Genomic DNA, 22,024 nt, shown 5'->3' with positions numbered 1-22,024 from the left:
CCTTTCTTTACCGGACTGTACGCCGTCCGTTTAATTTCTCTGCCAGAATCGCGCCGATGTCGGCAAGCGGGCCCGGCTGGCACATATCTTTATGGCGGCAGTCTAAGTCATACCGCTCAATTTTCCCCGTAATATACGGTTTCCAAGTATCCGGCTCAATCGGGTCAAACCACTCCGGAATAATCGTTGATCTGAAGAACAGCACATCTCCGTGGAACGGCTTCGGCTTGTATGTTCCTAACAGCCCGACAGAATTAATGTACGTGTCTTTCAGATTCATCATCACTGACTCGTCCAGGCTGGCTAATGCGCTTCCCTCACGGCGGAGAATGGTCAGCGCGGTGTCAAAATCAAGCGGCTGATCCCCGAGGCTGTCCGGGTCGTACCCTCCCAGGGCAAGCAGCGCGATGACGGCTTCCTCGTCATCAGGCGCATTTTTTATCGGCAGAAAATGATTCGGATACGCGTCAAGCATCACCAATAGCGAAACCTCTTCACCCCGGCTCTGTAATTGTGTCGCCATGGCCTGAATGACATTCCCTCCGAGAGACCAGCCAAGCAGACGGTACGGCCCTTTCGGCTGCACGGTGCGGATTTTTTCAATATAATCCGCCGCCATGTCATCTAGGCTTTGCGGAAGCGATTCTTTTTTTCCGATGCCTCTCGCCTGTAAGCCGTATATCGGAAAATCAGCCTCTAAAGAAGACATCAGCCCGGCATAACACCAGCTGAGACCGCCGGCCGGATGGACACAGAACAACGGTGTTTCTTCTCCTGCCGTTCTGAGCGGAAGAAGAACATCAAGCGCGCTTGCGCCCGTTCCTGACTCAAGTCTTTCAGCAAGACTTGCCACCGTAGGAGCTTCAAATAGTGTTCCGATACTGAGCTCGGCTCCCATCGCTTCCCGAATACGGCTCATTAAATGAACCGCAAGCAAAGAATGGCCGCCTAAATCAAAGAATCTGTCATCAATACCGACACGCGGCAGATGAAGCACCTCTGCGAACAGCTCACACAGCATTTCTTCCTGCGGCGTTCTCGGTCCCCGGCCGGTGACCTCCGTTTGGAAGTCAGGCGCAGGGAGCGCTTTTCGGTCAAGCTTTCCATTCGGTGTCAGCGGCAGTTCATTCATTTGGACAAAAGCTGACGGAATCATGTAATCCGGCAGGCTTTCTTCGGCAAACCGACGCATGTCCCCCGTGTCCAAGGTGCTGCCGGCAGATCGGACAAGGTAGGCGGCCAGCCGTTTATCTCCCGGCCGGTCTTCACGGACGACTACGGCGGCATCCTCAACATCCGGATGTTTGACGAGAACCGCTTCGATTTCTCCCAATTCAATCCGGAAGCCGCGGATTTTAATCTGGTGGTCCGCCCTGCCCATATAATCAAGAGAACCGTCCGTCCGCAGACGGGCTAAATCCCCCGTCCGGTACATTCTCGTTCCCGGCGGGCCGTACGGATCAGCCACAAAGCGTTCGGCGGTCAGGCTTTGCCGCCCTAAGTAGCCGCGTGCCACGCCTCCTCCGGCCACATACATTTCGCCCGTGATGCCCGGGGGCACAGGCTCCAGCCGGTCATCAAGCACATATACGTTCAGATCAGGAATGCCGCAGCCGATGAGGCTGTTTGCTCTCAGCTCGGCAATGTTTTTGTCTAATTCAAGGTAACTGACGTGCACCGTCGTTTCCGTAATGCCGTACATATTCACGAGCACCGGCTGATTGTCTGCGTGGCGGCTGTACCAATCCTCAAGCCGGCTCAGCTCAAGCGCCTCGCCGCCGAAGATGATATATCTGAGTGCGAGCTGACGCCCCAGCTCTTTGTGTTCTTTTTCCGCATGCATCAGCTGGTAAAACGCTGACGGCGTTTGGTTAAGCACGGTCACCCGCTCTTTCACGAGGAGATGTAAAAACGCTTCCGGCGATCTGCTGATGTCATGCGGCACGACGACGAGACGTCCGCCGTGAAGCAGCGGCCCCCACATTTCCCAGACAGAGAAATCGAAAGCGTAGGAGTGAAACATCGTCCATACATCATCAGAATGAAAGTGATACCAATGCCGCGTCGACTCAAACAGCCTGATAACATTGCTGTGCGGAATGATGACACCTTTCGGCACACCTGTTGATCCCGACGTGTAAATGACATAGGCCGGGTGAAGCGGCGACAGCGGACGAATCCGGTCAGCGTCCGCAGGGTTCTTGACGGCATATCGCTCAAGTGTTTCTTTATTCTGCGGATCATCCAGGATGAAGGCCGGCATGCCGCTTTCGATAGAGAGCTTACTTGCGCCTTCACGGTTGGTGAGCATAAATACAGGCTTGGCATCATGTAACATAAAAGCAATGCGGTCCGCGGGATAATCAGGATCAAGCGGCAGATACGCTGCCCCCGTCTTCAGGACGGCTAACAGCCCGACAATCATATCTAAAGAACGCGGCAGCGCCAGTGCGACAAACTGCTCCGGGCCGACGCCGCGGGCAATCATCATGTGCGCGAGCTGATTGGCTCTTTCATTCAGCTCTTTATAAGTGAGTCCGCTCTCTTCAAAAACTGCCGCCGTTTCAACCGATTTTGCGGCGGCCTGTATTTCAAACAGTTCAGGCAGTGTCTGCCGAGGCTGAATATGCTGTTGTGCACGTTTAACCGGCAAAAGCTTCCGGCGCTCTTCATCAGAAAGAATGGTTAAGCTTCCGATCGGTTTATCCGGATGTGATGCGGCATCTTCGAGCAGAAGAAGCAGGCGTCCGGCAAGTGCTTCAGCCGTTTCTTTTCTAAATAAGTCCGTACTGAACTCCAGCAGGCCTTCAATACCGGCAGGCGTGCCGTCGTCATGGCGCTGTTCAGCCAATTCCAGCGTCAAATCAAATTTGGACGATCCGACACTGCTGATTTGCAGGCTTGTTTCCATATCAGGAAGACTGAGTACAGGGTCAGGCGTATTTTGGAATGCGAGCATCACTTGGAACAGCGGATGCCTTGACCGGGAACGAACCGGATTCAATTCTTCCACGAGACGTTCAAACGGCACGTCCTGATGTTCATATGCTGCGAGATTCATTTCCCTGACCCTTTCAAGAAGCTCACAAAAGCTCGGATCGCCAGAGGTATCGGTTCTCAGTACGAGTGTATTAATGAACATACCCACAAGGTCTCCTAATGCGTCATCACTGCGGCCGGCTATCGGACTGCCGATCGGAATATCGGTCCCTGCACCGAGCCGGGTCAGTAACGCGGAAAGCCCTGATTGAAGCACCATAAACAGGCTTACGCGCTGATTTCTGGCAAGTGAGAGAAGACGGGCATGAAGCTCTTGGCCGATGTTGACCGGAATGACGCCGCCCCTGTAGCTTGATTCAGCGGGACGCGGAAAATCAGACGGCAGCTCCAGCTGATCCGGTACATTTTCAAGCGTTTTCTTCCAGAAATCCAGCTGGCGTGCAATTAAGCTCTCAGAATCAGACGCGCTGCCTAAAAGCTGCTGCTGCCAAAGCGCATAATCCGCATATTGAATCGCCAGCGGCGCCCATTCTGCTTTTTCACCTGTTTGCCGGGCGATATAGGCTATGGATAAGTCACGCATGAGCGGATTCAAGGACCAGCCGTCACCTGCGATGTGATGCAGGAGAACCATCAGCGTATACTCGCCGTCACCATGATCAAACAGCTCGGCCCGGACGGCCGGCTCTTTAGCGAGATCAAACCGATATCGTGCCGCAGCGGCAATCATGTCTTGGAGCTCGTTTTTGTCTGCACGTGTCACTGTAAACACAGGGCGGGCTTCTTCAGCAGATAAAATGAGCTGATGAGATGATCCCTTATTTTCCGGAAAAACGGTGCGCAGGCTTTCATGACGGCTGACAACATCGTAAAAGGCGTGTTTCAGCGCTGATTGGTCAAGCTTGCCTGACATGCGGACAATCACCGGAATGTTGTAAGTCGGGCTTGGCCCTTCAAGACAGTAGAGAAACCATAGACGCAGCTGCGCGAATGACAGCGGGATATGCTCCGGCCGGTCAAACGGCTTGAGCTTAGGCCGCGCACTCTTGGCGGTGTCAAGCTGTGCGGCGAGCCCGGCAACGGTCGGCGTATCAAACAGACGGCCGATGCCAAGCTCTGCGCCCATCGTCTCCCGGACCCGGCTCATCAGGCGTCCGGCTAAGAGCGAATGTCCGCCCAATTCAAAGAACCCGTCATCAATTCCGACCCGCGCGAGACCGAGAACCTCGGCAAACAGATCGCATAATATTTCTTCCTGCGGCGTCCGCGGCCCTCTGTCAGACAGGACAGCGGAAAAATCAGGTGCAGGCAGAGCGCTGCGATCGAGCTTCTTATTCGGTGTCAGCGGCAATTCTTCCAGCTGTACAAACGCGCCCGGCACCATATAATCCGGCAGGCTTTCGCCCATATATTCACGAAGTCTGCCGATATCAAGGGGCTGATCCGCGACAGCGTAAGCCGCCAGCCGCTTATCTCCGGGCTGGTCTTCACGGACAATGACGGCGGCCTGCGAAATACCCGGATATTTCGACAGCACTGACTCAATTTCTCCTAATTCTATCCGGAACCCGCGGATTTTAATTTGGTGATCGGCTCTGCTGATATAATCAAGCGAGCCGTCCTCACGCCAGCGCACGAGATCTCCCGTCCGGTACATCCTCGCGCCCGCGGACCCGTACGGATCGGCAATGAATCTTTCAGCTGTTAAATCAGGACGGTTATAATAACCTCTGGCAAGCCCCTCGCCCGCTATATAAAGCTCGCCCGCGATTCCCGGCGGGACGGGCTGCAATGCGGCGTCCAGCACATATACCCGCGTGTTCCAAATCGGCTTTCCGATCGGAGGCGCCCCTGTATGGTCTTTTGCAAGCGGCTGTGCGGCCGACCAGATTGTTGTTTCAGTCGGCCCGTACAGATTCGTCACCGTACAGCCTGATTCAAGCAGAGCATGCATAAGCGCGTTCGGAAGCGCCTCACCTCCGACAAGCACCTGCAGCGCCCGGAGAGAATCCGGTTCATTGGTGACTAATGAATGCCACAATGTCGGCGTTGCCTGCATGATTGAAATACCGTATGAGTGAATCATGTGCGCAAGCGCCCGCGGTTCCTGAATCGTCTCTTTACGTGCGATGACGCACCCCGCCCCGCTGATGAGCGGAAGGAAGAGCTCAAGTCCGGAAATATCAAACGCCGCAGTCGTAACGGCAAGCAGGCGGTCTTGTTCGCCGAGCGGGAACATTTCCCGCATGGATAAGAGGAAATTGCTTACGCTTTTTAATGTGACGACTACGCCTTTCGGTTTGCCCGTTGAGCCCGATGTATAAATGATATAAGCGGGGTGCAAAGGCGAACATTCCGCCTGAGCGGGACAGTCAGCATTTTGAGCGGCAACGGTTTTTACCGTATCCGGGTCATCGAGAATGATCCTTTTTGCATCACTGTCTTCCGGCATGCGGCCGGATAATTCCATCGTTGTAATCAGGCATGCAGGCTGTGCATCTTTGAGCATGTATGTGATCCGCTCAGAAGGAAAATCAGGATCAAGCGGCAGGTATGCGGCTCCCGTTTTCAAAACGGCCAGCATGCTCACGGCCAACTCCTGTGACCGCGGAAGCAGGAAAGCGGCAAATTGTTCCGGTCCGAGCCCCTTTTCCTTTAGCATGCCGGCAAGCTGGTTCGCGCGCTTGTTCAATTCGGCATAGCTGAGCTCTTCGTTTTCGGTGATGATTGCCGGCCGGTCCGGTGTTTTTACGGCCTGTTCGTAAAACAGCTCCGGCAGACTTTTCTGCTTCTCGGCCTTGCGCGTGTCATTCCAGCTTTCCAGTACGCGGCGACGTTCACTTTCAAGCAGAAGGTTGAGTGTGCCGATTTTTTGTGTCTGGTCTTTCACAGCGGATTCCAACAGAAGCAGGAATCGTTTTTGATGGTTTTCAATATCTTCGGCGCTGTACACTTCCGGATTCGCATCAAAGTCCACACGCATTCCGCTTCCGTCCGCTCTGTCGTAAACGTTAATTGACAAGTCATCAACGGGCCCTGCTGATAAGTTATGGACGGTGCCTGGCGCTCCGGCGAAATCAAGCGCGTAGTCAAACGGCATCACATTGACTTGCGGGCCGAACAGCCTGCGATTTTCTCCGAGCAATTTAAGGTCGCGGCGCATGTCTTCATGGCGGTATTTCTGATGGCGCCGGATGTTTCGGATTTCTTTTGCCACTTGGCTGACGGCCTCATGAAAATTCATATCCGCGCGGAGAGAAAGCCGCAAAGGTAGAAGATTCACGACTATACTCGGAATATTCAGTGAAATCGAGCCGATCCGTCCCATCATCGGCAAACCGAGCACGATATCCCCTGCGTTTGTCATCCGATGGACATATACCGCCGCTGCGGCCGTGACGGCTTCATGCCAGTTCGGAATCGCTTTTACATGCTGTAAAGCCGTTTTAGAAAGATAAGCCGTGCTCCTGTGAAAGCTTGTTGACGTTCTCGGCGCTCTTTCTGCCAAACTGACGACATCAGGTTCATCCGCAAATTTCTCCATCCAAAATTCCCGATCTTTCAGGAATTGATCAGACGCGCGGTACTCTTGATCTTCTTTTACCAGATCCTCCAAAGAACCGAAGGAGCGCCCGTTATCCGGACGTCCTTCCCGTATTGCGGTGTACATTTGCGCCGTACGCCGTGCCAGCAGTGAAAAACCGTAGCCGTCTATCGCTATGTGGTGAATGCGCTGATACCAGAAAAAGCGTTCCGGTCCCGCCTGAAATAAAATGTCGCGGAACAAAGGCCCGGCCGCCATATCAACGGGCTCAGCCAAATCTGTCTGCATGAGTCTGAGTGCGGCCTGCTTCGGATCAGCTTCTGAACTCACATCTATGACATCGATCGCAGCTTCAAATGGAGGATTGATGATCTGCTTCGGCCCGTCTGCTCCCTCCTCGAAGCGGGCGTGTAATGACGCGGCTTCCGTCAGCACGCGTTCGAGAGCGGTTTTAAATATGTTCACATCGATCGCGCCGTTTATCTCAACGTACTCGCCTGTATTGTAAATCGGATTATCAGGATCAAGCTGCTGCGCAAACCAGATACCGGCCTGTGCGCCTGTCAGAGGCAGCTGTCGTGTATCATGCATTCTATTCTCTCCCTTTATAAATAATCTGCGTTCGGCAAGACTTTTTGAGATCGGGAAGAAAGAAGTCTCCACCACTCTTCCAGCGTCGGGTTCTCCGCCAGTTCCACAAACGTCACTTCAGCTCCGTCACGGCGCCATTGTTCGACAAGGCTCATGATTCTGACGGAGTCAAGACCTCTGTCCAGCAGGTCTTCATGATCCGGAATATCAGACGGTGATTCTTGAAGAATCGCCGCAATTTGTTCCCGCACCCGGTCTTTTGTCAATACGGCGGAAGCCTTCTTTTCTCCTTCAGAAACCGGTGCGCCGCCCAGCAGCTCCAGCACTTCGTTTGTCAAAGCTGTGTAAGCGCAGCGCTGAGACGCATATTCGATGGCCATCTTATGTTTTTCTGAAGAAAAATCAGCAACGGCGTCTCCGATAAAGAAGCTTTGGATATCATCCATAAATGCTTCACAGGCTGTGACGAGACAGCCGATGTGTGCATAAATTCCCGTAATCATGAGCTGGTCTCTGCCGCTTTCACGCATGATCTCAAGGAGATTTGTCCGTTTAAACGCGCTGTATCTCCACTTTGTGAGGACAATGTCCTGATCATCCGGGGCAAGCTCCGGAATGACCTTTTCTTCATAAGGCCCGCTTTTTAGCCCCGGCCCCCAAAAATCCGTCAGCAGTGCACGGTCCGCCGGGTCTTGGCTGCCCGGCTGTGCGGTATACACCACCGGAATGCCAAGTGCTTTGCATTGCTCTTTTATTTTTTTGATATTCTGAGACGCCTCTGTGATCGGAGCTTCACCTTTCGCAAAAGCATCGACGAAATAATTCTGCATGTCATGGATCAGAAGCACCGCGCGTTTCGGATTCAGCGTCCACGATACTTTATTTTCAGGCATATCTGACGCTGTCGGCAGCGCATATGCGGGAATAGACGGTATAGCCAATGTAAACACTTCCTTTTTTAAGATTGTTTGATTTCAGCCGGCTTTACTTTTTGGGCGATCGTTTCGCGAAGATCCTTTTTACTGACCTTGCCGACGCCGGTTTTCGGGAAAGAAGCGATAAATTCAATCCGGTCGGGGATTTTATATGCCGCCAGTCCGCGCTCACGCAAAAATGCTTTCAGCTCTCCCGGTTTCGGCGCTTCTCCTTTCGGGATGACGAACACACAGGATCGCTCCCCGAGAAAATCGTCCGGCATTGAAACCATGGCCGCATCATGAACGGCAGGATGCGCAAGAAGGTGATTTTCCACCTCCTCAGCGGCTATTTTTTCACCGCCCCGGTTGATTTGATCTTTCGCACGTCCTTCGACGATGATATAGCCGTCCGCCGTCAGTTTGACGATATCGCCGGTCTGATAAAATCCGTCGGCTGTGAATGATCTTTCATTATGTTCAGGCGCTTTATAATATCCGCGAATCGTGTAAGGGCCGCGTGTAAACAAATGTCCCGCTTCACCGGGGGCGACATCCCGCCCGTCATCGTCTAAAACCCTTACCTCATCAAAAGGGGACATCGGTCTGCCTTGCGTATTGACAATGATCTCTTCAGGATCATCCAGTCTCGTATAATTCACCAATCCTTCCGCCATTCCGAAAACCTGCTGAAGGGTGCATCCGAAAGCGCTCTTTACGCGGCGGGCCGCCTCAGCGCTGAATTTGGCGCCTCCCACCTGCAGCACTTGAAGGCTTGATAAATCATCACTTCGCGAACCGGATGCGTCCATCCACACCATCGCAAGCGGCGGGACGAGCGCTGTAATCGTGACACGTTCTTTTTCAATTAACGGGAAGCAGTCATCCGGGCTCGGCGTCGGTGACAGAACAACCCGGCCTCCGGCATATAAAGTTCCCAGCACACCTGGCGAGCTGAGCGGATAATTATGCGCTGTCGGCAGAGCGGCCAAATAAACGCTGTGTTGATCCAAGCCGCATATTTCCGCGCTGATGCGCAAACTGTATATGTAATCGTCGTGTGTTCGCGGAATCAGCTTGGACAGCCCCGTACTGCCTCCTGAAAGCTGTAAAAAGGCGACTTCCGCCGGGCTTACCTCTTCCAGCTGAACAGGCTCTCTATGCAGGCTGCTCAGTTCCTGAAACTCTTCAGCTTCGCCGGCCACAATGACATGCGCCAAATCAGGAAGTTTGTCTTTCACCTGTCTGGCAAGCGCCCTGTAATCAAAACCTGAATGCATATCAGGAATGATGTATGCTTTCGCCTCTGCAAACTCGCAGAAATACGTAATCTCACTGCTTCTATGAGAAGGCAGCGCGAAAACGGGCAGCGCTCCGAGCCGGAACAGCGCGAAAATCACTTCAAAAAACTCAGCGATATTCGGCAGCTGAACGACAACGCGGTCTTCCTTTTGAATTCCGAGCTTATGCAGCCCCGCCGCTAAACGATCTGCCCTTTCATCTAATTCTTTGTAGGTCCAATGTACATCTTTACACGTCACGGCAGTTTGATTTCCGTATAAAGCCGCGCGCTCTTTCAGCATTCCTCCGAACGTCTCACCCTTCCAGCAGCCGCCTTTTCGGTATTTGTCAGCCCATTCTTCCGGCCATGGCGTAAATCCAGTCAGCACGATCCGTTCCCTCCTTTTTTACAACTCATCTTGGTAAAGCCCCATCGCCCGGAGCATGGTGCGGAATTTGGCCGAGGTCTCGTCCAGTTCATCCTGCGGCTTTGATCCGGCGACAATCCCGGCACCCGCAAAGAGCCGGAGAGACCTTGTTTCCGCTTCGGCGCAGCGGAGTGCGATAATCCATTCTCCGTCACCCTCACCATCACACCAGCCCGCCATTCCCGTGTAGAAATTGCGGTCAAACGGCTCAATATCCTGAATCGCTTCTCTCGCCGCATTTGTCGGTGTTCCGCATACCGCGGGCGTCGGATGCAGGGCGATGGCCAGCTCAAGTGATGTCGTTGACGGATCACGCAGCTCTCCCTTTACCTCGGTGGACAGGTGCCACATCGCCTCAGTTTTAATGAGTGACGGTTTTTCCGGCACATCAAGCACACGGCAGAACGGTTTAAGGGCGGCAGCCACGGCGGCCACGACTACGGCATGTTCATGCAGATCTTTTGCTGATTGCAGCAGTTCTTCCGCTCTTCTCTGATCCTCGGCGGGATCTGTGCTGCGAGGTCTGGAGCCTGCCAGCGGATTGGACAGAATCGATGTCCCGTTTTTGGACAGCAGCAGTTCAGGACTTGCGCCGAAAAGCGTTTTTCTTGTTTCTGACGTTCCCGTCACATCCGCAGCGAATGTATAGCCGCGCGGGTTGTGCTGCGCCAAATGCTTGACGGCCTGTGGAATGTCGATATCCTTTTCAGCGGTCAGATGAAGCGTCCTTGACAGCACGATTTTGCTGAGCGGACCGTCCGTAATGCTGAATACGCCTTGTTCCACACCGCTCATAAAGCCCTCAGGCTCCGGAACGGGACGGATGTCATATGTATTGGATTGCGGCTTTTCTGCGGAAGATTCCGCAAACGAAAGCGGGCCTGCCGTATGGACATTCTTCGGTACAAAAAGCCGGGAAGCTTTTCTGCCGTCAAAAGGAATGGCGCCGGCCGCAATCGGATGTTTGATGCCGGCTTGCTTTGCCTCAAGAAGCGTCTGTCTCACGCGTTCAGGCAGTGAATCCAGCTGATTTTCCGCGTCTGTATCAGGCACTTCCGCAAACATTCCTTCCGCAAGCATCGTACTTTTCGGGGAAGCTAAAAAGAACGCCCCGGGCTTGTAAGCGTCCAGCACCTCTTTTGCAGACACTTCCGCCAATAAATGTTGATTTGTCATGTTTGTCCCTCCTTCTCGTTACATCAAACGCCTAAAGTAGCGCCGCCATCAACGCATAAATCATGCATCGTAATATGGTTTGCCTGTTCAGAAGCCAGAAACAAAACGGCATTTGCAATATCAGAAGGCTTCGCCAGCTTTTGAAGCGGAATTCCCGTTTTATATGTATCAAGCGAACCTCTGATGACGTCCCGGGCTCCGTTCTCGTCCTGCCACAGCGCCCGCTGCATGTCGGTTTCCGTTGAACCCGGAGATACGATGTTGCAGCGGATATGATGGGCCGCAAGCTCCAGTCCGAGGCATTTCGTAAACATGACGGCAGCCGCTTTTGACGCCGCATAAGCCGCCATGGAAGCACGCGGAACGCCGGCTGCATTCGAACCGACCGTAACGATGGCGCCCTTTTTCCGCTCAATCATGTACCGGCTTACAGCCCGCGACACATGAAATACGCCGGTCGAATTAACTGAAAATGTTTGATCCCAATCTTCATCACTGAGGGATTGCACCGGACCCGGCCGCAGCACGCCCGCAACGTTCGCCAATATTTCAATAGGCCCCATGTCGCGTTCAACGGCGGCGATGATATCATCGACAGCCGCACTGTCAGATACATCTGCGGCAAACCCCTGCGCCTGCACGCCTTTTTGCCGAAGTCTGTCAGTAAGCCCGAGAAGCAGGTCTTCATTTGTATCTATAGCTGCCACATTTACGCCTTGTTCAGCAAGGGCAAGCGCTGTTGCTTCTCCGATGCCTTGAGCGGCGCCGGTGACAACGGCCGTTTTCCCTTTCATTCCCAATGCGTCCATATTATCATTCCCCTTCTATATTGATAATGATTATCATTATCAACTATGATTCAAGACAATCATATCCAAATCAAAACACGCAGTCAATTAGAAAATTAGAATCAGCCGCATTTAGTTCGAAGGGCCTGTTTTTTCTCATGCGGGAGAATACGGGGTATGCGGTCCTCCCGGATTCAGGCAGAAACGCAGGGCCCTGCTGATTAAAACGGGCAGGACAGAAATATGGCCCTCTCCTTCAAACTCGCTGTATTCAGCACGGACTCCATCATCTTCAAATCCGGATAATAAAGAGTACAGCGCCTCTGCGTGCTGCGGGATTCTGCTTTTATGTGTTTTTTCAATTTCTCCCGCAGCCAGCAATACGCTGACTTGAAGATTTTCCGCAGAGAGCCGGTCTGACAAACGCTCCGCTTTTTCCTGAATAAAACGCTTGTTCCAGTGAATTGACGGACTCCCGGCAACATAGGTCTGGAACATGTCCGGCCTCGTCAAAAGCACTTGCAGCACAAAAAGACCGCCCAGCGAATGGCCGAAAATCGTCTGCCTGCCTCTGTCGATCGGATAATCCCGCTCCATCGCGGGCTTTACTTCTTCTTCTATAAAACTCAGAAACGCTTCCGCCCCTCCCTGTTCGGGCCATGCCGCGCCGCGCGGGTGCACCGGCAGTTCTGATTCAGAAAGCGGCATCGTAAAATCACTGTGACGTTCGGCGGAAAACGGCTGATCTGTCGGGTAGCCGATTCCGACAATCACCGCCGGAACAACGCCTGTTTTTTCAGGCCGTCGGCTTTGCACCCGCAAAGCTTCGGCCATTGTGCCGAATACGGAATTCGCATCGAGCAGGTATATGACGGGGAAGCCGGATGCAGGCGGTTCTTCCTGAGGAAAAGAGACAAAGATACGATACGTACGGCCTCCTTTTGAGCGCATTTCTCTTACTTCTGTGCCCGGAACCGCGTATCGGCCGGCCGGCGCGAAACCCCGCTTTATTTGTTTTCCGTCCATTATGTGTTCATCCCCTTTGCGGCAATTGCTTTATCTATGCTTATTGATAATGATTTTCAATATCAAAAGACACCTCAAATAATAGGTTTTTTGCCAAACAAAGTCAATGGATTTTTGATATAAAAAAAGCACCTTATTTCAATAAGGTACCTAAGAACTATATAGTGATAGGGGCTTAATCCCATGTAAAGCGCTCATTCTTCCATGGATCTCCCCTCATATGGTAGCCGTTTTTCTCCCAAAAGCCGGGGTGGTTTTCCTTTGTGAACTGAATGCCGCGCAGCCATTTTGCGCTTTTCCAAAAATAAAGATGGGGGAAAACGCCTCTGAGCGGATAGCCGTGCTCTGGCGTTAACGGCTCGCCGTTATGCGCATATGCCAGCAGGGATGTTTCCCGCGCAAAATCAGAAAGCGGCAGGTTGGCCGTCCAGCCCTCTTCAGCGTGCAGAATGACGAATCCTGCTTCTTTGTGCACGCCCGCTTTCTCAGCGATGTCTTTGGCGCGTATTCCCTGCCAGATATTATCAAGACGGGACCAGCCCGTAACGCAATGAATATCATTTTTCACTTCGGCTTCAGGAAAGGCTTTGATATCTTCAAAGCTTAACAGCATAGGACGGTCAACAAGTCCGTACACTTGCAGATTCCATTTTGACATATCTTCATAATAAGGAACATTTCCGGCGTGAAGCACGGGAAACTTCGTTGTGACATTTTGGTTTGGCGGAATCCGTTCCGACTGTTTTGTTTGTTTCGTTTTCCCGAAAAACATATGGCTCCCTCCATTTAGTAAACCTGTATTAAATCTTTGTTGACAATCAATCACCCTTCGATTACGCTAATCTGGTACAAGTGTAAGGGGGAAAAACAAATGAAACAACGCAACCTTCGCGCGGGCGATATGGCGCTTATCGGCATGTTTGCCGCACTGATGGCCGTCGGCGCCAACATTACATCAATGGCTCCTTTTTTGCAAGTTGCGGGAATTCCGTTATCGCTGCAGCCTTTCTTTTGTCTGTTAGCCGCGATGCTTCTCGGCGCCAGACGGGCAGCCATTGCAATGACGGTATACGCATTGGCCGGACTCGCGGGGGCGCCTGTTTTCGCTCAATTCTCAGCAGGCTTTGCGCCGTTTATCGGAAAGAGCGGCGGATTTATTCTCGCTTATATCCCGGCGGCATTTGCAGCCGGATGGCTGCTGGAAAAAACAAAAAAACCCGGCCGCCTGCATTATGCATGGGCCTCTTTGATCGGTACCGCCGTCATTTATATCATTGGCACGACCTATACGTATATTGCGCTGAAATTATGGCTTCATGCTCCGATCAGCTACGGAATGGCCTGGTTTTACATGATATGGTTTTTCATAAAAGATATCGTTTTAGCACTGTTATTGGCATCAATCGCGCCTGCCGTTTACAGGTCTATTCATAAAGCGACGGGGTTCAGCAGAAACCCGGCGTAAGATGTTCTCAGCATACAAAAAGGCTCCCCTTTCCGGGAGCCTTTTTTTACAGAACAAGCGCGGCAATCCAGCCGAATATCACAAGCGGAATGTTATAGAAAATAAATGTCGGTACGCACGTATCCCAAATGTGGTGGTGCTGTCCGTCGGCGCTGAGGCCTGACGTCGGCCCGAGCGTACTGTCACTTGCAGGAGAACCCGCATCACCGACCGCGGCGGCCGCTCCGATTACGGCAATCGTCGCCATCGGACTGAATCCGAGCTGAGCGCACAGCGGGACAAATATGGTCGTAATGACGGGTACGGTTGCAAATGATGATCCGATTCCCATCGTGATTAATAAACCGACCACCAGCATCAGGAGCGCGCCTAATGATTGGCTGTGGCCGATAAAGCCTGTTGATGCTTTGACCAAGGAAGCCACATCACCCGTTTTATTCAATACATTTGAAAAACCGGCCGCAACAAGCATGACAAACCCGATAAAAGCCATCAGAATCATGCCGTCCGTGATCAGCTTATCCGCTTCATTGCGCTTCATGACTCCGCTGATAAACAGCGTAAACAAGCCGGCAAGCGCACCCATGATCATACCTTCCACTCCGAGCACTTGTGACAGATAGAGCTGAACGGCAAGCGACACGGCAATGGAGATCAAGGCGATGGCAATGCTTTTTTTCGTATAAGGAGAAGACGATAGTCCGGCAATCTCCTTCGTCTCATATTTCTTCGGTTTCCGGAAGACGATGACGGCTAAAATTAAACCGACTACCATCCCGGCCGTCGGAATGATTAAAGCATACGGGATATCACTGAGCGGCACCTTTAAACCGGCTGACGCCATATTATCTCTCAGCATCCCCTGGAAAATCTGTCCGAATCCGACAGGCAGAACGATATAAGGCGCAGTCAGTCCGAATGTCATCACACACGCGATCAGTCTGCGGTCTATTTCAAGTTCGTTAAATATTTTTAAAAGCGGCGGAATCAATACAGGAATAAACGCAATGTGAACGGGCACCACGTTTTGCGAGAAACAGGATATGATTAAAATAATCAGTACGATTAACACTTTTGACAGTGCTTTTTTCCGCGAATCTTCCTTTTTTCCAATTAGTTTGACAGACGCTTCCACCATTGCATCGGGAAGCCCCGTCTTTGTCAGCGCCGCGGCAAATGCTCCGAGCAGCGCGTAGCTGACCGCGACGGTGGCATTTCCGCCGAGACCGTCCGTAAAAGCCTTCACCGTCTCTCCTAGGCCTAAGCCGCCGGTCAGCCCGCCGGCAAGCGCGCCGATCATTAAAGCTATAATAATATTGACACGCAGCAGGCTTAAGACGAGCATAAGCAATACTGCGACAACAACAGCATTCATTGATGAGTCCCTCCAAAAATCCTTTAGTTTGCTAATGTAGTAGATAATTAAAGTTACCATATATTCTGCGCTTTAGTCAACTAAAGATTTTGGAAATCAAAAAACCCGCTGCATCAAGGCAGCGGGATGCTGTTATCTTTCGGGCGTAAAGCGCTCAGTCAAAACAGCCAACGTCCTTGCCATGACGCCTGTTGCGCCGGCAGGGCCGAAGCATGTCGCTTTATTCGCCGTTGCGGTTCCCGCAATATCGAGATGAACCCACGGCGTGTTTTCCGCGAATTCACCAATGAATGCCCCCGCCATAATCGCGTGGCCTTCTCTTCCCGGAGAATTGTTCAAATCAGCCATCTGACTGTTTCTCACCCGTTTTTTATCCTTTTCTGTAATCGGAAGCTGCCAGATCGGCTCGCCGGATTCTTTCGCCGATTCCGCCACCTGTTCATAAAACGCGGCGTGATTGGTCATGGCGCCCGTCATTTCGTTCCCTAACGCGACAATGACACCGCCCGTTAACGTTGCGACGTCTACAAGGACAGAGGCTCCGTGCTGCTTGGCGTATGTGATGCCGTCGGCAAGCACGAGACGCCCTTCCGCATCGGTGTTCAGGATCTCAATGGTTTTTCCGCTGAGCGAAACGATGACATCATCCGGCTTCATAGCATCAGACGAAATCATGTTGTCCGTAGACGGTATGACGGCGAGCACGTTTTGTTCAGGCCGCAGTTCGCCGATAATTTCCATTGCCCCTAATACCGAGGCGGCCCCTCCCATATCGCTTTTCATGCCGACGATGCCGGTTTTCGGCTTAATTGAATATCCGCCCGTATCAAAGGTAATTCCTTTACCGACCAGGCCGATAACGTCTTCCCACTGATCTTTGCCCTGATACTTCAGAACGATCATTTTCGGCGGTTCGGATGAGCCCTTGTTAACAGCAAGCAGCCCGCCCATGCCGAGCTCTTCCATTTCATCTTTTTCTAAAATTTCACACTCGAAATCGTATTTTGCCGCAAGCTCGGCGGCATATGACGCCAAATCAGTGGCCGTCAGCATATTACCCGGCATATTCACAAGCGTGCGGGCTGAATTCGTCCCTTGGCCGTATGCCGCTCCGACGTTCAGGCCGGCCTGCACTTCCCTCAGGTCTTCTTCGGTCACGGCGCAGACTGATTTCAGTTCCTGATCCGGCTCATTTGATTTATGTTTATAATCCTGCACTTCGTAAACCGCAAGCAGACAGCTTTCTGAAAGCGCATGAGCGGCATCGGCGGCAGGCACTTCCCCGGAGACGAATGTATCGAGCAAAACGGATACTTCCTGTTTTTTATCTTGATGAATCTGCTGAAATACTCGTGCAAAGCATTCTTTCGTATCTTCAAACGAATAATCCGCTTCTCTTCCCAGGCCGATAAAATAAATACGTTTCATACCGGTCGCAGCCGGAGGGTATACTTTTGATACACGATTGCGTTTGGCGGACACATCACCATCCTTTAACAGCTGGGTCAGATGACCGTCCAATTTATCATCCAATTCCTTCGTAAATCCGTTCAGCGTGCTTTTTTGAAAAAGACCGATGACCAGTGTTTCGGGATGCCGCAGTTGATCAGATGCATAAAACATGAGTACACACTCCTTATGTGGGTATTTATTATGTAAAGTGGTATAATGAAAAAACATTTTTCATTGATTTTATTTTACCAAACTAAGGGCGTTTTCTGCAGTTTTTCGATACGATCGGAATCAGCAGATACAGAAAGGATGTTGCATATGGATGTACTTATGAATTTTCCTTTACTGGCGAGTTTTGCCGCCATTATTTTTGCCCAAGTTGTAAAAGTGCCTATTCAATTTATCGTATCAAAAAAACTTGACTGGTCTCTTGTGACGAGCACCGGCGGCATGCCGAGCTCCCATTCCGCTGCCGTCACCGCGCTGTCAACCGGAGTCGCTTTGGAACAGGGACTGGATTCGCCCCTGTTTGCAGTCGCCGCGATTTTCGCCGTCATTACGATGTTCGACGCTACAGGTGTCAGGCGGCATGCGGGTGAACAGGCGACGGTCATTAATAGACTGGTCATCGACTTTAATCGGTTTGTCAGCGAAGCGAAGGACTTTCAGAAAGCGGAAGAGAAGGAAAAACAGAAGAAACTGAAAGAACTGCTCGGCCATCAGCCGATTGAAGTCTTCTTCGGCGGCGTCACCGGTATTGTGCTGACATTGATTTTAGATTATTTCTTTATGTAAAAAACGCTTCAGCGGATGCTGAAGCGTTTTTATTCTTTTACCGTTTTGTATTGATTTCTGAACACTTGCATCGACTTTGTTTCGTTCAGCTTTACAAGTTCGTCCTCGGTCACTGTGCCGTTCCCTTTTTTAATCATGTAGACCTCAAGTGTTTTTTTGCCCCAATTGTTATAGACGTCCTTGACGGTGTCAAAGTAGAGGTCAAGGCGGCTGCCTTTAATTTTTGAGCCGGTATCGGCGACAACCCCGTAACCGTAATTCGGTATAAACAGAATCGTCCCGATCGGGAAAACAGACGGATCGGCCGCAACAGTTGAATATAAATCGCGTTTGACCTTCACGCCTGAATATGTAATTCCGTACTGCGGATGACCCGGAGATTTTCCGGTAGATTCCGCTCCGGCGGTATAACCGGTGGCCGTCACCTTTTGTGACGGATAGCGTTCCCAGTCAAAAGCTTCTTCCAGCGGTTTCATCCTGCCTGATGCCTTCTTTTCCGGCTGATTCTGTAAGGATTGAAACGGAGTGCCCATGTTTTTCAAAACGGCGCCGCGATGCTCGGTCATCCAATTTGTCAGATCCTTTGCTTCAACACCGGTTATGGAAAAGTATGTCGCATGGCATGCGCCCAAAAAGAGCACGATCATGAATACGCGTCTGATTATCGTCAATCTGAAATCACTCTCCTCCGAGTCATTGTTCCCAACTCGGTGAGGTGCTATACAAAAAGCGCCGCGGCACAAAAAAACTTTCTCAAATAAGAAAGCGGCTTAAAACATTTGATATCCTCTTTTTCTGAGCGCCTTTATGGCAATGCCTGACGTGATAGCTCCCGCCAGTCCGCCCGCCAAAATCACGACATCCGCAACCGCTAATGACATGATACGCTGAAACAGGCTTTGAAAGGATTCCCCCGGCGCCTGCACGTAACTGATCATCTTTTTATTGCTGATAATGAAAAGGCATACAATCGGATAGACAACAGCCATAATCCACGACATTCTAAGCAGCATGTTCAACAGAAAGCCTATGCCAAAAAACAGTACGAAAAATAGTACGATTGAGATCAGGACAACCGGCAAACTAATCACAAACATCCACCCCCTACAGCACTTTCAGTGTACCTCGGGGGCGGTAAAAAAGTCAACGTCTGGAAAAATCAGCGTCTCTCTTTGCCGCTTCCCTGGCAGGAGGGACATGTTTCGGAGCCGCCAAGAAGCAATTGAAAATACCCTTTACCTGAGCAGAACGGACACGCCGCCGTGCTTTTTGCTGTCGTTTTCATGCGGATCACCCTTTTTCTTAATTTTCTGATAATATATCATATTTACTTGTCAAGCACCAAGTCAGAATATGTAACAAAATAACTCATGTAAGCGAAAACATTTATTTTTTTCTTTTACATTCTTTTGATAGCGCTCTTTTTTAAAAGAAGAGAAAACCCGCGGCCGCGGGTTTTCAGAAGAATTTAAACTTCCCTTTTTTCAGCGTCAGGCCCAGCCCGCCAATCATAAAGAGCGAGCGGTTGTCAATGACCTTTTTCATAAAGGACGCCGGCGTGCCTTTGAGCTTCCTGCCGTATACGACTCCGACAGCGTTATGCTCACCGAGGGAGGCAACGGTTCCTTTAATGTCAGGCTTGAACTCTTCAAGCTGGCCTCCTTTAATCAAACCGCCCAGATTTTTGGCGACCGTTTCTCCTTGCTGCATCGCGATCTGAGCAGTCGGCGGGTACGGCCGTTCCGTCTCTTCATTGATAAAGAGCGAGCTGTCGCCGAGTATAAAAACGTCATCATGTCCCGGCGCCCGAAGATCAGGGTTGACCTTGACACGGCCGCGCATATTTTCAAAACCCGCTTCCTCCACGATCGGATGTCCGCGCACGCCCGCCGCCCAGACAACGGTCTGGGATTTGATTTCTTCCGGCTCTTCATCTTTCTTGCCGACTGTGACACCGTCTGCGCGGCATTCTTGAACCGCGGTGCCGATTTTAAATTCAACGCCTTTGCTCTCAAGGTATTGAACGGCGTAATCGACAAGCTCCGGATCAAATCCCGGCAAAACCGTCGGGGCGGCCTCGACACAGACGATCCGGACGAGACTTTCATCTATATCATAATATCTGCATAACTCCGGCTTGCGGTTCGCAAGCTCACCGAGAAATTCAATTCCCGTAAAGCCCGCTCCGCCGACAACGATGGTTAAGCGGTCAGGGCGTTTTTCGGCCTCCGTATTGTATGTCGCAAATTGGAGCTCAATATGGTCTTTCAGCTGGCGCGACGTATTAATATTCGCGATCGGAAAAGCGAATTCTTTTAAGCCTTTAATCCCAAATGTTTCAGGGACGGCGCCAAGCCCGATGACAAGATAATCATAAGGGATGTCCCCTTGTGAAAGCGTCACCTTTTTATTTTGCACATCTATCGCTTTTACGGTATCCTGCACAAATTTGACCCGTGATTCATTGATTACATCTTTTATTTGATATCTGCAGCGATCATGATGCAGCGTTCCTGCGCTCGCTTCATGCATCCATGTCGTTTCATAATGATAATTGTGTTTATTGACCAAAGTAATGTCAGCGTCATTTGCCCCGATATGCTTCGGAAGCCTTGTTACTGTCATTAATCCACCATAACCTGCACCTAAAACCACGATTCTGGGTTTATTCAATGCCATCACATCCACCTTCTTTTTTTTGCTGTTAGACGCATAATCAAATCAACATTTGTATTAGCTTCAGCTTATTGGCGGGATTTTATGAAATGAAATATAAAATTTTTTAGAAAACCGCACATGTCTGCATATCACCATACTATCCGGAAAAATCAGAAAACATTCAGGAAAAAACAGATTGGAATTTGTCCCCATATTAGCGGCGGCCGCAATTTTTTTCAAGAATGAAGCGGCCGGGCGGTTTTCGGCACTCGTCATCCTTTTAAATTGTATGTTATAATTAATAACAATTTTCAATTAGGAGGCAATTTGGTATGCAAGAGGATTCAAAGGTTTACGATATTACGGTCATCGGCGGCGGCCCGGTCGGCCTGTTTACCGCTTTTTACGGGGGAATGAGACAGGCGAGCGTCAAAATCATCGAGAGCCTGCCTCAGCTTGGCGGCCAGCTCAGCGCGCTGTACCCTGAAAAATATATTTATGATGTAGCCGGATTCCCGAAAATCCGCGCCCAAGAACTTGTGAACAATTTAAAAGAGCAAATGGCAAAGTTTGATCAGACCATCTGCTTAGAGCAGGCCGTTGAATCTGTTGAAAAACAGGCGGACGGTGTGTTTAAGCTTGTCACGAATTCAGAAACGCATTATTCAAAAACGGTTATTATCACCGCGGGAAACGGCGCATTTAAGCCGAGAAAGCTTGAGCTGGAATCAGCGGAACAATATGAGGGCAAAAACCTGCACTACTTCATTGACGACCTCAATCAATTCGCAGGCAGACGCGTTGCCGTTCTGGGCGGCGGCGATTCCGCGGTTGACTGGGCGCTCATGCTTGAGCCGATCGCGAAAGAAGTCAGCATCATCCACCGCCGTGATAAATTCCGCGCGCATGAGCACAGTGTCGAAAACCTTCATAATTCTAAAGTCAACGTGCTGACACCGTTTGTTCCCGCTGAACTTGTCGGTGAAGACCGGATCGAACAGCTCGTTCTCGAAGAAATGAAAGGCGACCGTAAAGAAATCATCGAAATTGATGACCTGATCGTAAACTACGGCTTTGTTTCTTCTCTCGGCCCGATTAAAAACTGGGGCCTTGACATCGAGAAAAATTCCATCGTCGTCAAAAGCACGATGGAAACGAATATTGAAGGCTTCTTTGCCGCCGGAGATATCTGCACATATGAAGGCAAAGTCAAGCTGATCGCCAGCGGTTTCGGCGAAGCTCCGACAGCCGTGAACAACGCGAAGGCTTACATGGACCCGAAAGCGCGCGTCCAGCCTCTGCATTCTACAAGCATGTTTGAAAAATAATATAAAAAAGAGTCTGTGTCATACCGGCACAGACTCTTTTTTATTTAAACATCCAAATATAATTCATGACGGTTCCGACAACGAGCGCAATGACAAGCGCCGACACGACCCAAATCGTGCCTAAAATAATCCGGTCCTGAATTTTCTGGGCTTTCGGGCTGTGCCCGGGCTGTTTTTGTTCCACACCGGCCCCTCCCTTCTTT

General features: G+C 51.0%; 17 protein-coding genes. 3 read left to right on the top strand and 14 right to left on the bottom strand.

Features of this window, described 5'->3' with window-relative positions; genetic code table 11:
- Positions 1-7: 7 nt before the first annotated feature.
- The 7 genes from NQS30_RS03300 to NQS30_RS03270 all read right to left on the bottom strand — a co-directional run bounded on the left by NQS30_RS03300 (position 8) and on the right by NQS30_RS03270 (position 13,520).
- Positions 8-7,135 carry an amino acid adenylation domain-containing protein gene (locus tag NQS30_RS03300; RefSeq protein WP_218791344.1) on the bottom strand — a complete coding sequence of 2,376 codons (7,128 nt, stop codon included), beginning with the start codon at positions 7,133-7,135 and terminating at the stop codon, positions 8-10.
- A gap of 14 nt (positions 7,136-7,149) precedes the next feature.
- The gene (locus NQS30_RS03295) at positions 7,150-8,076 is read right to left on the bottom strand and encodes an isochorismatase (RefSeq protein WP_032867164.1); all 927 of its coding nucleotides are present in this window, start codon (positions 8,074-8,076) and stop codon (positions 7,150-7,152) included.
- A gap of 17 nt (positions 8,077-8,093) precedes the next feature.
- Positions 8,094-9,719, bottom strand: a complete 1,626-nt coding sequence (locus NQS30_RS03290) for a (2,3-dihydroxybenzoyl)adenylate synthase (RefSeq protein ID WP_218791345.1) — start codon at positions 9,717-9,719, stop codon at positions 8,094-8,096.
- Between the two features lie 18 nt (positions 9,720-9,737).
- Positions 9,738-10,934, bottom strand: a complete 1,197-nt coding sequence (gene dhbC / locus NQS30_RS03285; protein WP_032867158.1) for an isochorismate synthase DhbC — start codon at positions 10,932-10,934, stop codon at positions 9,738-9,740.
- 23 nt (positions 10,935-10,957) lie between these two features.
- Positions 10,958-11,743 (bottom strand): 2,3-dihydro-2,3-dihydroxybenzoate dehydrogenase, encoded by a 786-nt coding sequence (locus NQS30_RS03280; RefSeq protein ID WP_015240494.1) that lies wholly within the window; start codon positions 11,741-11,743, stop codon positions 10,958-10,960.
- A gap of 135 nt (positions 11,744-11,878) precedes the next feature.
- Positions 11,879-12,748 carry an alpha/beta hydrolase gene (locus NQS30_RS03275; protein WP_012118332.1) on the bottom strand — a complete coding sequence of 290 codons (870 nt, stop codon included), beginning with the start codon at positions 12,746-12,748 and terminating at the stop codon, positions 11,879-11,881.
- A 175-nt stretch (positions 12,749-12,923) separates the two neighbouring features.
- Complete coding sequence (locus NQS30_RS03270; RefSeq protein WP_020956283.1) at positions 12,924-13,520, bottom strand: sulfite oxidase-like oxidoreductase; 597 nt, start codon at positions 13,518-13,520, stop codon at positions 12,924-12,926.
- Between the two features lie 99 nt (positions 13,521-13,619).
- Between NQS30_RS03270 and NQS30_RS03265 the strand changes: the two genes are divergently transcribed.
- The gene (locus NQS30_RS03265; protein ID WP_007408702.1) at positions 13,620-14,213 is read left to right on the top strand and encodes a biotin transporter BioY; all 594 of its coding nucleotides are present in this window, start codon (positions 13,620-13,622) and stop codon (positions 14,211-14,213) included.
- A 46-nt stretch (positions 14,214-14,259) separates the two neighbouring features.
- Here NQS30_RS03265 and NQS30_RS03260 read toward each other — a convergent pair whose 3' ends face one another.
- Positions 14,260-15,588, bottom strand: coding sequence for a Na+/H+ antiporter NhaC family protein (locus NQS30_RS03260; RefSeq protein ID WP_025285203.1), 1,329 nt, complete (start codon positions 15,586-15,588; stop codon positions 14,260-14,262).
- Positions 15,589-15,720: 132 nt separating this feature from the next.
- Positions 15,721-17,211: a leucyl aminopeptidase gene (locus NQS30_RS03255; protein ID WP_007613484.1), complete on the bottom strand. Its 1,491-nt coding sequence runs from the start codon at positions 17,209-17,211 to the stop codon at positions 15,721-15,723.
- Between the two features lie 147 nt (positions 17,212-17,358).
- On the opposite strand from NQS30_RS03255, the gene NQS30_RS03250 reads away from it, so the two are divergent.
- Positions 17,359-17,835 (top strand): divergent PAP2 family protein, encoded by a 477-nt coding sequence (locus tag NQS30_RS03250; RefSeq protein WP_025285204.1) that lies wholly within the window; start codon positions 17,359-17,361, stop codon positions 17,833-17,835.
- 29 nt (positions 17,836-17,864) lie between these two features.
- On the opposite strand, the gene NQS30_RS03245 is transcribed toward NQS30_RS03250, so the two are convergent.
- From NQS30_RS03245 to NQS30_RS03230, 4 genes are all read right to left on the bottom strand, one after another.
- Complete coding sequence (locus tag NQS30_RS03245) at positions 17,865-18,506, bottom strand: 3D domain-containing protein (protein WP_032867151.1); 642 nt, start codon at positions 18,504-18,506, stop codon at positions 17,865-17,867.
- Positions 18,507-18,605: 99 nt separating this feature from the next.
- The gene (locus NQS30_RS03240) at positions 18,606-18,926 is read right to left on the bottom strand and encodes a YuiB family protein (RefSeq protein WP_025285206.1); all 321 of its coding nucleotides are present in this window, start codon (positions 18,924-18,926) and stop codon (positions 18,606-18,608) included.
- Between the two features lie 68 nt (positions 18,927-18,994).
- Positions 18,995-19,120 carry a YuiA family protein gene (locus NQS30_RS03235; RefSeq protein WP_007408708.1) on the bottom strand — a complete coding sequence of 42 codons (126 nt, stop codon included), beginning with the start codon at positions 19,118-19,120 and terminating at the stop codon, positions 18,995-18,997.
- A 173-nt stretch (positions 19,121-19,293) separates the two neighbouring features.
- Entirely contained in the window at positions 19,294-20,514 is a 1,221-nt protein-coding gene (locus NQS30_RS03230) for an NAD(P)/FAD-dependent oxidoreductase (protein WP_218791346.1), read from the bottom strand.
- Positions 20,515-20,825: 311 nt separating this feature from the next.
- On the opposite strand from NQS30_RS03230, the gene yumC reads away from it, so the two are divergent.
- The gene (gene yumC / locus NQS30_RS03225) at positions 20,826-21,821 is read left to right on the top strand and encodes a ferredoxin--NADP reductase 2 (protein WP_124692751.1); all 996 of its coding nucleotides are present in this window, start codon (positions 20,826-20,828) and stop codon (positions 21,819-21,821) included.
- 40 nt (positions 21,822-21,861) lie between these two features.
- Here the strand turns inward: yumC and NQS30_RS03220 are convergent, their stop codons facing one another.
- The gene (locus NQS30_RS03220) at positions 21,862-22,005 is read right to left on the bottom strand and encodes a hypothetical protein (RefSeq protein ID WP_003151982.1); all 144 of its coding nucleotides are present in this window, start codon (positions 22,003-22,005) and stop codon (positions 21,862-21,864) included.
- Positions 22,006-22,024: the final 19 nt, after the last annotated feature.

This window comes from Bacillus sp. B1(2022) (genome assembly GCF_040259625.1).
Taxonomy (GTDB): domain Bacteria; phylum Bacillota; class Bacilli; order Bacillales; family Bacillaceae; genus Bacillus; species Bacillus velezensis.
The sequence above is the reverse complement of the archived record's forward strand: the minus strand, read 5'-3'. Positions and strand labels throughout refer to the sequence as shown.